This window comes from Brevibacterium sp. R8603A2 (assembly GCF_023072605.1).
Taxonomy (GTDB): Bacteria; Actinomycetota; Actinomycetes; order Actinomycetales; family Brevibacteriaceae; genus Brevibacterium; species Brevibacterium pityocampae.
Genome location: NZ_JALLGN010000004.1, coordinates 77388 through 90633, shown reverse-complemented (window position 1 = coordinate 90633; position 13246 = coordinate 77388). Strand labels below are relative to the sequence as shown.

Below are 13246 nucleotides of genomic sequence, written 5' to 3'. Positions count from 1 at the left end.
CCGCATGCCGGTCACCGGACGCACGGGACTCGCCGGATTCACCGACCTCGTCCTCGAATCCGGGTACGTGTTCGAGGAGCTGCACATCGCCTACGAGACCTTCGGCACGCTCAACGCGGCATGCACGAACGCGGTCCTCATCGAGCACGCGCTCACCGGCGACGCGCACGTGACCTCCGGGGTCGCCGAGCCTGCGACGGCCGAGCACCCGAGCTCGTTCGCCCCCGGCTGGTGGGAGGAGGTGATCGGCCCGGGCCGGCCGATCGACACCGACGAGTTCTTCGTCGTGTGCGCGAACGCGCTCGGCGGGTGCAACGGCAGCACCGGGCCGACGACCATCCACGCCGACGGGCTGCCCTACGGCTCGCGCTTCCCCGCGCTCACCGTCCGGGACCTCGTCACCGCCGAGCTCGCGCTCACCGACCGGCTGGGCATCGAGTCCTGGCACGCGGTGATCGGCGGTTCGATGGGCGGGGCGCGCGCGCTCGAGTTCGCGCTGCTCGCTCCGGAGCGTGTGCGCAAGGCCACGGTGCTCGCCGCGCCGGCGTACTCCGACGCCGACCAGATCGCGTGGGCGCACACCCAGATCCAGGCGATCGCCCTCGACCCGGACTACTGCGGCGGGGACTACGCCGCGCTCGGCCGGTTCCCCGCCGCGGGGCTCGGGCTGGCACGCCAGATCGCCCACCTGACCTACCGCAACGACGTCGAGCTCAACCACCGGTTCGCGAACGCGCACCAGTTCCCGCGCCCGGCCGGGGCGCCGGACACGTACTACTCGATCCAGAGCTACCTCGACCACCAGGCGCGCAAGCTCGTCCACCGCTTCGATGCGGAGTCCTACCGGGTCCTCACGGCGGCCCTGCGGGATCACGACGTGCGCCGGGGCCGGCACTCCGACCTCGCCGAGGCGCTCGCCGGCGCCCGCAGCGAGTTCCAGGTCATCGGCATCTCCACCGACCGGCTCTACCCGCCGGCGCAGGTCGCCGAGCTCGCGGCCGCGCTGCCGGGCACCGTGACCCACCACACGATCGAATCGTGGGCGGGTCACGATGGCTTCCTCACCGAGGGGCAGAAGGTCGGTCGATTGGTGCGCGGCTTCCTCGAGGACTGATCAGCCCTTCCGGGTCCGCTCCCGGTGGAGCACCTTCTCGTCGACCGGATGGTCGGCCTGCGCGCGGGCGCGCCGGTAGTGCTCGCGCGCCTCGGTCTGGCGCCGGGCCTCCACGCCCTCGGCGATCGTCGCGCGCCGGTGCTCGGGGCCGTAGCCGAACGCGGCCACGAGGTCCGCGGCGTTGCCGGCGAGCTTGGCGCACAGGCGGTTGATCGCCGGGCCCACCTGCCGGGCGCGGTTCATCGAGAGCCGCCCGTACATGATGTGCCAGCCGATGCTGCGCTCGATGAGCGTGAGCCCGTAGAGGTCGCGGATGCGGCGGAGCGCCTTGGCCTCGTCCGCCCGCCGGGGGTCGTCGTCGAAGGTGTGCATCGCGGTGTTGAGCGCCTGCCACTTGAGGAGCTCGACATAGGCCTTCGCCGCTTCGATGAGCTCGTGCTGGTTCTCGTTGAGGAGCGCCGCGGCCTCCTCCTTGGGGAGCTTGGAGGCTGGACGCAGATTGCTCGCGAGCTCGGCGACCATGGTGTCGACGCGAGCGGACAGGAGCAGCTCTTGGAGCCGGCCCGAGCGGATCCGGCGCTCGGTCAGCCCCGGGGTGAGCACCTCGCCGATCGTGCGCCCGACGTTCGCGAGCCCCGAGCGGTAGAGGGAGTGCTCGGCGGCCTGCGTGCCGATGAAGCGCGCCACCCCGCCGACATCGATGTTCTTGAACTCCGCGGCGTAGTCGCCGAGCAGCCGCTTGCCGACGAGCTGGAGGAGGACGGTGTTGTCGCCCTCGAAGGTGACGTAGACGTCGAGGTCCGCGCGCAGCCCGGTGAGGCGGTTCTCCGTCATGAATCCCGCCCCGCCGCACGCCTCGCGGCATTCCTGGAGGATGTCGAGGGCGTCCCAGGTCGACGTCGCCTTGAAGCCGGCCGCCTGGGTCTCGAGGAGCTGGCGGGCCTCGTCGGAGTCGTCCTCGCCGGAGAACACGCGCTGGAAGGAGGCCAGCAGCACCTCGTGCGCGATCGCGTTCGCGTAGGTCTCCGCGAGCAGCGGCATGAGGCGGCGCTGGTGCTGCTGGTAGTCCATGAGCACGACCTCCTCGGTGTCGTCGGCCCCGGTGAACTGCCGGCGCTCGAGGCCGTAGCGCACCGCGATGTCGAGACCGAGCTTCGCGGCCACGACCGCTGCTCCGTCGAGCGACACGCGCCCCTGGACGAGGGTGCCGAGCATGGTGAAGAACCGGCGCCCGGGGGAGTCGATGGGGGAGGAGTACGTGCCGTCGGGGGCGACGGCGCCGTAGCGGTCGAGGAGGTGGGTGCGCGGCACCCGCACGTCGGCGAAGGCGAGGCGGCCGTTGTCGACCCCGAGCAGCCCGCCCTTGCGTCCGTCGTCCTCGATGGACACGCCGGGCATGGGTTCGCCGTCCTCGGTCCGGATCGGGACGAAGAAGGCGTGCACGCCGTGGTCGACCCCGGCGGTGATGAGCTGGGCGAACACGACGGCGGCCCGGCCGTGCGCGGCGGCGTTGCCGATGTACTCCTTCGTCGCGGCGCGGAACGGGGTGGTGATGACGAACTCCTCGGCCGCTGGGTCGTAGACCGCGGTGGTGCCGAGCGAGGCGACGTCGGAGCCGTGCCCGATCTCGGTCATCGCGAAGCAGCCGAGCAGCTCCCCGCGCTGGGCGGGCAGGAGCCACTGCGCGTGCTGCTCGGCGTTGCCGAGGTGCTGGATCGCACCGCCGAACAGCCCGTACTGGACGCCGGCCTTGATCTGCAGGCTCGGGGAGGCGGTCACCGATTCTTCGAACGCGGCGACGTAGCCGGCGTGGTCGTTCTCCCCGCCGAGCTCGGTGGGCAGGGAGCGCAGGGTCGAGCCGGATTCCGCGAGCGCGCGGACGCCGCGCAGCGTCGCCTCCCGCATCTCGTCGAGGTCGCCGGTGATCGGCGGCACGGTGTCGGGGTGCTCGACGAGGGCGCGGCCCCGGCGGCGCTCGGAGGCCCACCGGCCATCGAGCAGGTCGCCGAGCACGGACGGGTCGATGGTGAGCGGGGTCTTGGTGCGGTTCATCGGTGTACCTCCATGAAGCTGCGGCTGGAATCCCACAGCCAGGTCGTGAGTCGGGTGGTGAAATCGTGGCGGTCGCGCGGGTCGAGGAGCCACTGCTCGGTGCACGAGCGGACGAAGCCGAGCGCGCCGGCCGCCCACTGCACCTCGGCCTCCCGGGTCAGCCCCATGCGCACGCAGAGCAGGTCGGTGACGTCGGTGAGGAAGCCGCGGGCGGGGGCGCCGCCGGAGACCGCGGAGTCGCAGAAGCGGTAGACCTCCGGGGAGCCGGCGGCGAGCGCGGTGAAGGCGTCGATCATCGCCTCGAGAGCGGCGCGGGAGTCGCCTTCGGGGGCGTGGGCGGCGGCGAGCGAGCGGCGGATGGTGTGCATCGCCCAGTCGCCCATCGCCGCCTGGAGGCCAGAGCGGTCGCCGAAGTAGCGATAGAGGACGGTCTTCGTCGTGCCCGAGCGGGCGGAGATCTGCTCCATCGAGAGGTCCGCCCCGTGCTCGGCGACGACGTGCCGGACCGTGCGCAGCAGCTCCCGGTGCCGGCGTCGGCGGTGGTCGTCCCAGCGGGCGGAGCGACCGTCGGATGTGACGGGTTTCATGCGTCAGACAGTATCAGGTACTGTCGGTAACGGTTAAACGTCCCCATGTTCCCAGGAGGAACCCATGACGCATCGCAAGGCCGCCGTGCTCGGCGGCAACCGCATACCGTTCGCCCGCTCGAACAAGGAGTACGCGCACGCCTCGAACCAGGACATGCTCACGAGCGCCCTCGACGGCCTCGTGGCCCGCCACGGGCTGGCCGGACAGCGCCTCGGCGAGGTCGCCGGCGGCGCGGTCCTCAAGCACTCGAAGGACATCAACCTCACGCGCGAGGCGGTGCTCGGCTCCGCGCTGAGCCCCGAGACCCCTGCGTTCGACCTCGGGCAGGCCTGCGCCACCGGGCTCGAGGCGGTCGTGTCGATCGCCGGCAAGATCAAGCTCGGCCAGATCGACTCCGGGATCGCCGGCGGCGTCGACTCCGCCTCCGACGCCCCGATCGTGGTGAGCGAGGAGCTCCGCAGCATCCTCCTCGAGCTGTCCCGCGCGAAGTCCGTGCCGCAGCGGCTCAAGACGCTCTCCCGGCTGCGCCCGGCCGACCTCGCACCCCAGGCCCCGACCACCGGAGAGGCCCGCACGGGCAAGTCGATGGGTGAGCACCAGGCGCTCTCGACCGCCGAATGGGGCATCACCCGGCAGGCCCAGGACGAGCTCGCCGCCGCCTCCCACGCCAAGCTCGCCGCCGCCTGGGACCGCGGCTTCTTCGACGACCTCGTCACCCCGTTCCTCGGGGTCACCCGCGACACGAACCTGCGTCCGGACTCCACCGTGGAGAAGCTCGCCGGTCTGAAGACGGTGTTCGGCAATTCCCTGCCGGCCGAGCCGACGATGACCGCCGGCAACTCCACCCCGCTCACCGACGGCGCCTCGACCGTGCTCCTCGGCAGCGAGGAATGGGCGGCCGAGCAGGGGCTGACGCCGCTGGCCTACATCGTCGACGCCGAGGCCGCCGCGGTGGACTTCGTCGACGGCTCGGAGGGGCTGCTCATGGCCCCGGCCCACGCGGTCCCGCGCCTGCTCGCCCGCAACGGCCTGACCTTCGCCGACTTCGACGTGTTCGAGATCCACGAGGCCTTCGCCGCCACCGTGCTGTGCCACCTCGCTGCCTGGGAGAGCGAGGAGTACTGCCGGGACGTGCTCGGCCTGCCCGCCGCGCTCGGCCCCATCGACCGCGAGCGGCTCAACCCGCTCGGCTCCTCGCTCGCCGCCGGCCACCCCTTCGCCGCGACCGGCGGACGGATCATCGCGAGCGTGTCGAAGCACCTCGCGGAGACCGGGAAGCGCCGCGCCCTCGTGTCGATCTGCGCCGCCGGCGGCCAGGGCCTCACCGCGATCGTGGAAGGAGCGCGAGCATGAGCGACCGCTACATCTCCGTCGTCAACGGGCCACTCAAGGGCATCGTCAAGAGCCTCGGCCTGCCGGCACCGGTCGAGCTCCGCCGCTTCGACCCCGCGGACCCCCGCCACGGGTACCTGACGGAGCCGATCCTCGTCGTCGGGCCGGCCGCCTCGGCCGACCCGATCGCCGAGCTCCTCCTCGGCGCCGACTTCGAGGTCGTCCGCACCGCCACCCCCGGTCAGCGGTACTCCGCGATCATCGGGGTGTTCACCGGGATCGACGACCCGTCCGAGCTCGGTCCGACCGCCCTGGCGATCGGCGCCGGCATCAAGCAGCTCGCCCGGTGCGGGCGCATCGTCACCATCGCCGAGGCCGCCGGGCTCACTCCCGAGGAGGCCGCCGGCACGACGGCTGCGGCGAACGCCGCACGCAATGCCGTCACCGGGATCACGCGCTCACTGGCCCACGAGATGCGCGCCGGGGCGACGGCGAACGGGATCGTCCTCGACGGCGTCGACGTGCTGGCGCCCTCGGCCGTGTCGGCCCTGTGGTTCCTCCTGTCCGCGAAGTCGGCCTACGTGTCCGGCCAGTTCCTCACCGTCGACTCCGCGCGCGGCACCGCGGTGACCGCGCGGGAGTTCGCCGCGACCCGCACCTCGGGGGCCGAGGGAGCCGCTCCGCTCGCCGGCCGCACCGCAGTGGTCACCGGGGCGGCGCGGGGGATCGGCGCCTCGATCGCCGGGACCCTGGCCCGTGACGGCGCCCGCGTCATCGGCGTGGACGTGCCGGCCGCCGGCGATTCGCTCGCCCGGACGATGAACGGGATCGGAGGGGTGGCCCTCCAGCTCGACATCACCGCGCCGGACGCCGCGGCGACGATCGCCGCACAGGTCCGCGGACCGATCGACATCCTCGTCCACAACGCCGGGATCACCCGCGACAAGCTGCTGGCGAACATGGACGGAGCGCGGTGGGACTCGGTGATCGCGGTGAACATCGCATCCCAGCTCCGGATCAACTCAGGCCTCACCGAGCTCGGCGCCTGGGGCGAGCACCCGCACGTCGTGTCCCTCGCCTCGACCTCGGGCATCGCCGGCAACCGGGGGCAGACGAACTACGCCGCCTCGAAGGCCGGTGTGATCGGTTTGGCCGCCGGCGCGGCCGCGGAGTTCGCCGCGCTCGGCGGCACGATCAACGCCGTCGCCCCGGGGTTCATCGAGACCGAGATGACCGCGAAGATGCCCGTCCTCACCCGCGAGCTCGCACGCCGCGTCTCCAGCCTGCAGCAGGGCGGGACGCCGCAGGACGTCGCCGAGGCGATCGCGTACCTCGCCTCGGACGCCGCCGGCGGCATCAACGGCCGCGTGCTCCGCGTGTGCGGCCAGAACATGGTGGGAGCGTGACATGAGGGAACCCCAGCGCAACACGCACGAGAACCCCGGTGAGCAGCAGTCCTCGATGCTGCCGATCTACGGGCGGGCGCTGCTGGGCATGCTGCCCGGCCGGCGCCGCTCCGCCCAGGTGCCCGGCGGGGAGCTCAGCAGCACCGTGGTCATCGACCCCGCCGAGGTCGCCCGGTTCAGCCGCGTCGTCGGCGCGCCGGTCGGCAACCGCGTCCCACCGGCCTACCTCCACGTCCTCGGCTTCCCGCTGAGCATGCGGCTGATGACCGACCCGCGATTCCCCGTGCCCGCCATGGGCATGGTGCACATCCGCACCGCGTACACGCAGCTCCGCCCGGTGGAGGTGGGGGCGGAGCTCACCCTGACCGTCGGCGTCGAGGAGCCGCGGGCCCATGCCCGCGGCACCGAGATCGGCTTCCGCGTGCGTGGATCCGTCGCCGGCGAGCCGGTGTTCGACGAGACCTGGGTGTGCCTGGCGAAGGGTGCCGCCCTGCCCGGTGCCGCACCGGCCGCCGAGCGGGAGCGGAAGGACTTCGCCGCTCCCGTGCCGACCGCCGAGTGGCGGCTCGCACCGGCGATCGGGCCGCAGTACGCCCGGGTGTCCGGGGACTACAACCCGATCCACATGAACCCGCTGGCGGCCAAGGCGTTCGGGTTCCCGCGCTCGATCGCGCACGGGATGTACACCGCTGCCCGCGGCTTCGCCGCCGCCGACGTCCGGCTCGATGCCTTCCGCTGGGAGTTCGAGTTCGCGAAGCCGATCGTGCTGCCCGCTCGGGCGGCCTTCCGGGTCACCCGGCGGGAGGCCGACGGCAGTGTGGACTATGCGGTGTGGAACCCGAAGTCCGGCAAGCCGCACCTGCTCGCAGCGGTCGCACCCCTGCGCTGAGGCACTGCAGGGGCCTCCCGCGGGTGCCCGACCGGAACGGCCGATATGACATGCAACACATTCGGCCGTTCCGGTTTGGCTTCGCCCGAAAGTGTGTGTAAAGTTCTATCTGTTGCCTGCGCGGGTGGCGGAATTGGTAGACGCGCTAGCTTGAGGTGCTAGTGCCCAACTTATCGGGCGTGGGGGTTCAAGTCCCCCCTCGCGCACAGGAACACAGGCCCCGGAGAGATCCGGGGCCTGTTGCTTTCCCCGTTCGGCTCCGGCCCTACAATCGGGATACCGGAAGGGGGCGGACGCATGGAGGAGACCACCCGTGCGCTGCTCTCCCTGCTCCTCGAGATCGGACCGCTCACCCTGCCCGCCGCGGTGAGCCCCGTCGTGTTCATCAACGCGACGACCATCGTCACGACGATGGACCGGCGTGCCGCCTCCCGCTATGTGCTCGGCAACGCCGCCGTGCTCCTGGCGATCGGGATCGTCAGCGCCGGCATCCTCGGCGCGAGCCTCACCGCCGTCATCGAGCGCGAGGTCCTCTCCGGTGTGTTCCAGGGCCTCGTCGGCGTCGCCCTGCTCGTCTACGGGTCCGTCCTCGTCAAGCGCTACTGGGCCTCCACCGGGGGCCGCCGTCGCGCGGAGCGCACCGGGTCCACCGCGGCGAAGTCGCCGGCGACCGAGGCCGTCGAGGCCGTCGGCAGCGCCCGCTCCCGGGGCACCCTCGTGTGGGGAGCGGCGACGATGGCGACGAACTACACCTCGCTGCCCCTCTACATCGCCGTCACCCAGGACATCGGCGGAGCGCCCTTCGGGGTGTGGTGGAAGGCTCCCGTCCTGCTGTTCGTCATCGCAGTCATCTCCACACCTGCGTGGCTGCCGTCCGTGCTCGCGCGCACCGCTCCGCAGCGCATGGCCCGGATCCAGCGCCGGCTGGCCTCGCGCGCGCCGCGCCGGTGGCCGATCACCCCGCTGCTGCCGATCGTCGCATGCCTCGCCGGCGGCGGCTGGCTGCTGTGGATCGCCGTGCGCGCCTGAGACGATAGGCTCGATCCGTCATGACACCGCCGTCTGCGAAGGGGACCAGGGCCGTTGACATCAGATAACCGCGCCGCACCGGACCGGGAGCGCTACTCCGCCGCAGCCCTGCGGGCCGGGATGCTGTGGCTCTATGCCGAGGCGCACGGCCTCGCCACCGCCGCGGTGCCCGGGTCGTCCGAGCCCGAGGAGGACTCCGACCTCGGCGAGGCCGCCGCGGCGATCCTCAGCGAGCAGGGCGCCTCGGCGTCCCGCATCGCCCGCTGCCGCGCCGGCATCCGGGCAGCCCTGCGGGTGCTCGCCGCCGGGACCGCCGCGGAGTTCTCCGCCGAGGCGTACGACCGGACGCGGCAGACCGTGATCGCCGGTGAGCACTCCGCCGGCCTGCCCGGTCACCGGATCTGGCCCCCGACGAGCCAGACCGTGCGCCGGACGCTGGGGGAGGGGTACTGGAACTCCGCTCTCCGGGCGGTGGGCCTCCCGGTGTCCGGCCGCGGCCGCGCCCGCGGCGCCTCCCGGTACTCCGAGGAGGACTACCGGGCCGCGGTGCGCGACTTCCTCACCGCCGCCGAGCGCGCGGGCACCCCGACGAGCTTCGTCGCGTATCAGGACTGGGCGCGCGCGGAGAGCACCACGGGCGCCCCGCGGCCGTCGGGCGCCGGCCTGCGTGCGCACTTCGGCGGCTGGCAGGCGGCGCGGGACGCCGTCGATCCTGCCTGAGGAGCGCCGGCCTGAGGAGAACCGGGCTCGGTGAGCGTCCGACTCAGCGGGCGCGGGGCATCGGGCGGCCGAGGAGCTTGATCCGCCACGCGGGCTCCACGTGGTTCGTCCAGTGGCGATCGATCGCGAGCTCGTAGAACTCGACCAGTCGCTCCGTCGCCGCCCGCCAGCTGTACTGCTCGGTGCTCGCCCGGCCCTGCGCGCCGAGGCGCTCGCGCAGCTCCTCGTCCTCGAGCAGGCGCGAGATCTGCCGGGCCATGTCCGGGGCATCGTTCGGCTCGAACAGCAGCCCGTCGACGCCGTCCTGCACGGCGAAGGGGATGCCGCCGGCGCGCGCCCCGACGACCGGCACCCCGGAGGCGAGCGACTCGAGTGCCACGAGTCCGAGCGTCTCCGTCGTCGACGGGAACACGAAGACGTCGGCCGAGGCGTACGCCGCGGCGAGCTCCTTGCCGCTCATGTAGCCGGTGAACACCGTTCGCGTGCCGGCGAACTCGCGCTGGAGCTCCGCTGCGTGCGGGCCCGAGCCGACGAGGGCAAGCCGCGTGTCCTCCGGGAGCCGGGCCATGACCGCGCGCAGCACCCCGAGGTCCTTCTCCTTCGACAGCCGCCCGACGTAGATGAGGAGCCGGTCCTCGGGATGTCCGTCGGTGAGCCGCGCACGCATGTCGGGTGAGGCATTGGCCGGCGTGTAGCCGATGGTGTCCACGGCCCGCGGCCACAGGTCGATGTTGCGGATGCCCGCCGCCCCGGCCTGTTCGACCATCTGCTGGGAGGTGCAGAGGTTGACCTCGGCGAGGTTGTGGATCCAGCGGATCCACCGCGTCGTCGTGTCGGTGATCCACTCGAGCCCGAGGCGCTGGGTGTACTCCGGCACGTCGGTGTGGAACGACGCGAGCATCGGCAGGTCGCGGCGCTTCGAGGACATCGTGCCGTAGGCGGCGAGCCACACCGGATTCACCGCGTGGACGACGTGCGGATGGAACCGCTCCATGGTGCGGGCGATGCTCGCCGTCGGCAGACCGACCCGGAGCTCCGGGTACCACGGCTTGAAGGCGACGGATGCCACCGGGACCACCCGGAACCCGGCATAGCGGGCCGGCGGGTTCCCGGGAGCGAACACGACGACCTCGTGCCCGAGCTCGGCGAGATGGTCGAGGGTGCCCATGAGACGGGTGACCACACCGTCGATCTTGGGGAGGAAGACCTCGGTGAAGAGCGCGATCCGCACCGGGGTCTCAGCGCCCGGCGGCGGTCGGCACGGCGGCGGGACCGGCGGCCCCCGCCTCGGTCCCGGCGAGCGAGGGCGGGACGCCCTCGTGGGTGGTCCGGTTCCACAGGGAGCGGGCCGGGATCCGCGACAGGTCCGCCCGTTCCCGGTAGCGCTTCGCCGTCTCCTCGACCTCGAGGAGCAGACCCTCGGACAGGGTCGTCGGCTGCAGGCCGAGGTCGAGGAAGGTGGCGTTGACGACGTGGAGCTCGTTCTCCGGCGACTCCTGCCGCGGGTTCGGCACGAGCTCCATCGTGGCCCCGGTGATCTCGCAGATGAGGGCCGCGAGGTCGCGCACCCGGTGGGTCTCGGTCATCTGGTTGAAGATCTTCACCCGGTCGCCGGCCTCCGGCGGGTTGGCGAGCGCGATCTCCACGCAGCGCACCATGTCCTGGATGTGGATGAAGGCGCGCGTCTGGCCGCCGGTGCCGTGGACGGTGAGCGGGTAGCCGACGGCCGCCTGCATGAGGAAGCGGTTGAGCACGGTGCCGTAGTCGCCGTCGTAGTCGAAGCGGTTGACGAGGCGCTCGTCCTGCTTGGTCTCCGCGGTGTTCGTGCCCCAGATGATGCCCTGGTGCAGGTCGGTGATGCGCAGCCGGTCGTTCTTCGCGTAGAAGGCGAAGAGGTGCTGGTCGAGCACCTTCGTCATGTGGTAGATCGAGCCCGGGTTCGTCGGGTAGAGGATCTGCTGGTCGATGGGGTACGGGTCGACCGGGTTGCCCTCGGCGTCCTCCGTCGCGGTGACCTGGACGTCGAGATAGCCCTCCGGGATCTTCATCCCCGCGGTGCCGTACCCGTAGACGCCCATCGTGCCGAGGTGCACGAGGTGGACGTCGAGGCCGGACTCGACGACCGCGGCGAGCAGATTGTGGGTGGCATTGACGTTGTTGTCCACGGTGTAGCGCTTGTGGCCGGCCGACTTCATCGAATACGGCGCGGCACGCTGCTCGGCGAAGTGGACCATCGAATCCGGCGCGGTGCGCGCGATGAGCGCGAGCAGGCCCTCGGGGTCCTGCGCGAGATCGAGGTCGACGAACTCGATGGTCCTCCCGCTGACCTCGTGCCACGCGGCGATCCGCTCCTCGATCGAGCTGATCGGGGTGAGCGACTCCGCCCCGAGCTCGGCGTCGATGGCCCGCCGGGACAGGTTGTCGACGATGACGACCTCGTGGCCGCGAGCCGACAGGTGCAGTGCCGTGGGCCAGCCGCAGAAGCCGTCCCCGCCGAAGACGATGGTCTTCACTCGGTTCTCCTCGTTCGTGTTCCGGTTGCGTAGTGGTGCGGGATCGTGGGTGTGCGGGTGCGGAGCATGTCCGCATCCTCCGATCACCCTAGCCCCTGCACCGGCGCCGAGGTCGCAGGCACCCCGGTCCCGCGCGGTCCGTAGACTGACCGCATGCCGGTCTTCGAGCTCGAACAGGTGCGCTTCCGCGGCGTCCTCGACATCCCCGCGCTGCGCATCGAGACCGGGGTCACCGCGGTGACCGGACCCTCCGGCGCGGGCAAGTCGACGCTCCTGAGGCTCCTCGACGACCTGCGCGAGCCGGAATCCGGCACGATCCGCCACCGCGGCACCGACATCCGGGAGATCCCCGCGATCGAGCTGCGCCGGCGGGTCCCGATGCTCTCCCAATCGCCGGTCGTCGTGCCGGGCACCGTGCTCGACAACCTCGCCCGCGCCCATCGGCTGCAGGAGCGTCCCGATCCCGCACCGGACGCCGCCGCCGAGGCGCTCGCCGCCCTCGGCCTGACACAGGACCTCGACGCCGATGCCGGGGTGCTCTCCGGCGGCGAGCGCCAGCGCCTCGCCCTCGCCCGGCTGCTGCTCCTCACGCCCGACACCGTGCTCCTCGACGAGCCGACCTCCGCGCTCGACGAGGACACCGCGCTGCGCGTCATGGGGACCCTGGTGCGGCTGCTCGCCGCGGGCGGCACCGACATCGTATTCGTCACCCACAGCAGCGCGCTCGTCGACGCCTGCGCCGAGCACCGGGTCGTCGTCTCCGGGGGCACCGCGCGGCAGGCGGCGCGATGAGCGGCGGCCTCGTCGTGCTCGGCTGGCCGCAGGTCGGCCTCGCCTTCGTCATGGTGCTCGTCGTGCTCCTGCTCATGGTGGCGACCCGGGTGGGCCGGCGCGGGGAGATGCTGTGGGCGTGCCTGCGGATGACCGTGCAGCTCGTCCTCGTCGGACTCGTGCTCGGCTGGGTGTTCGCCCACCCCAGCTGGTGGCTCACCGGGCTGATCTTCGCGCTCATGCAGGTGTTCGCCGTCGCCACCATCCTCGGGAAGTTCCGCGGCCGGCTATCGCGCGCGCTGCGCCGCGTCGTCGTCCTCGCCTCGACGGCCGGGACCACCGGCGCGGTCGCCTGGTTCCTGTTCGTCGTCGTCGGGCTCGGCCCCTGGTACGAGCCGCGCTACGTCATCCCGATCGCCGGGATGCTCATCGGGAACTCGATGACCGGCATCACCCTGGGCCTCAAGGCGCTCGTCGACGGGATGCGCGAGAACCGCGACGCGATCGAGGACGCGCTCGGCCTCGGCGCCGCGCCGCGTGCCGCCATCGCTCCGCTCGTCCGCTCCGCCTTCGAGAGCGCGCTCATGCCGACGATCAACAGCATGCTCGGCACCGGGATCGTGTTCCTGCCCGGCATGATGACCGGCCAGATCCTCGCCGGGGTCGACCCGATGACCGCGATCGGCTATCAGATCGCGATCCTCCTCGGTATCGTGGGAGCCGTCGGCACGACGGTGTTCCTCGCCCTCGTCCTCGGCGCGCGCACGTACTTCGACGCCCGCGACCGGCTCCGCGACGACCGCATCCGCTGACCCCGATCCGAAAGGACACC

Annotated in this window: 12 protein-coding genes and 1 tRNA gene; 9 read left to right on the top strand and 4 right to left on the bottom strand. The window is 72.1% G+C overall.

What is annotated here, in order from left to right; genetic code table 11:
• Positions 1-4 precede the first annotated feature (4 nt).
• Entirely contained in the window at positions 5-1114 is a 1110-nt protein-coding gene (locus tag MTQ12_RS05165) for a homoserine O-acetyltransferase (protein ID WP_247424700.1), read from the top strand.
• Here the strand turns inward: MTQ12_RS05165 and MTQ12_RS05160 are convergent, their stop codons facing one another.
• Positions 1115-3166 (bottom strand): acyl-CoA dehydrogenase family protein, encoded by a 2052-nt coding sequence (locus MTQ12_RS05160; RefSeq protein WP_247424697.1) that lies wholly within the window; start codon positions 3164-3166, stop codon positions 1115-1117.
• Complete coding sequence (locus MTQ12_RS05155) at positions 3163-3753, bottom strand: TetR/AcrR family transcriptional regulator (RefSeq protein ID WP_137319722.1); 591 nt, start codon at positions 3751-3753, stop codon at positions 3163-3165. Before MTQ12_RS05155 ends, MTQ12_RS05160 begins: the two co-directional genes overlap by 4 nt.
• Positions 3754-3817: 64 nt before the next feature.
• Here MTQ12_RS05155 and MTQ12_RS05150 point away from each other — a divergent pair, with 64 nt between their 5' ends.
• The 6 genes from MTQ12_RS05150 (at position 3818) to MTQ12_RS05125 (ending at position 9130) form a co-directional block, all read left to right on the top strand.
• Positions 3818-5107 (top strand): acetyl-CoA C-acetyltransferase, encoded by a 1290-nt coding sequence (locus MTQ12_RS05150; protein ID WP_247424694.1) that lies wholly within the window; start codon positions 3818-3820, stop codon positions 5105-5107.
• Positions 5104-6492 (top strand): 3-oxoacyl-ACP reductase, encoded by a 1389-nt coding sequence (locus MTQ12_RS05145; protein WP_137319720.1) that lies wholly within the window; start codon positions 5104-5106, stop codon positions 6490-6492. The genes MTQ12_RS05150 and MTQ12_RS05145 overlap by 4 nt, the downstream gene beginning before the upstream one ends.
• A 1-nt stretch (position 6493) precedes the next feature.
• A complete protein-coding gene (locus tag MTQ12_RS05140) occupies positions 6494-7381 on the top strand; it encodes a MaoC/PaaZ C-terminal domain-containing protein (RefSeq protein ID WP_247424691.1) in 888 nt (295 codons plus the stop codon).
• Between the two features lie 118 nt (positions 7382-7499).
• Positions 7500-7587: transfer RNA gene (locus MTQ12_RS05135), tRNA-Leu, on the top strand.
• 91 nt (positions 7588-7678) lie between these two features.
• Positions 7679-8410, top strand: coding sequence for a hypothetical protein (locus MTQ12_RS05130; RefSeq protein WP_247424688.1), 732 nt, complete (start codon positions 7679-7681; stop codon positions 8408-8410).
• 54 nt (positions 8411-8464) lie between these two features.
• The gene (locus tag MTQ12_RS05125; protein WP_247424686.1) at positions 8465-9130 is read left to right on the top strand and encodes a hypothetical protein; all 666 of its coding nucleotides are present in this window, start codon (positions 8465-8467) and stop codon (positions 9128-9130) included.
• 43 nt (positions 9131-9173) lie between these two features.
• On the opposite strand, the gene MTQ12_RS05120 is transcribed toward MTQ12_RS05125, so the two are convergent.
• Both MTQ12_RS05120 and MTQ12_RS05115 read right to left on the bottom strand, forming a co-directional pair.
• On the bottom strand, positions 9174-10361 hold the full coding sequence (locus tag MTQ12_RS05120) for a glycosyltransferase family 1 protein (RefSeq protein WP_247424683.1): 1188 nt from the start codon (positions 10359-10361) through the stop codon (positions 9174-9176).
• Positions 10362-10368: 7 nt separating this feature from the next.
• A complete protein-coding gene (locus tag MTQ12_RS05115) occupies positions 10369-11643 on the bottom strand; it encodes an NAD-dependent epimerase/dehydratase family protein (RefSeq protein WP_247424680.1) in 1275 nt (424 codons plus the stop codon).
• Positions 11644-11796: 153 nt separating this feature from the next.
• Between MTQ12_RS05115 and MTQ12_RS05110 the strand changes: the two genes are divergently transcribed.
• A complete protein-coding gene (locus MTQ12_RS05110; RefSeq protein WP_247424677.1) occupies positions 11797-12435 on the top strand; it encodes an ATP-binding cassette domain-containing protein in 639 nt (212 codons plus the stop codon).
• Complete coding sequence (gene fetB, locus MTQ12_RS05105) at positions 12432-13226, top strand: iron export ABC transporter permease subunit FetB (protein ID WP_247424673.1); 795 nt, start codon at positions 12432-12434, stop codon at positions 13224-13226. The genes MTQ12_RS05110 and fetB overlap by 4 nt, the downstream gene beginning before the upstream one ends.
• Positions 13227-13246 lie beyond the last annotated feature (20 nt).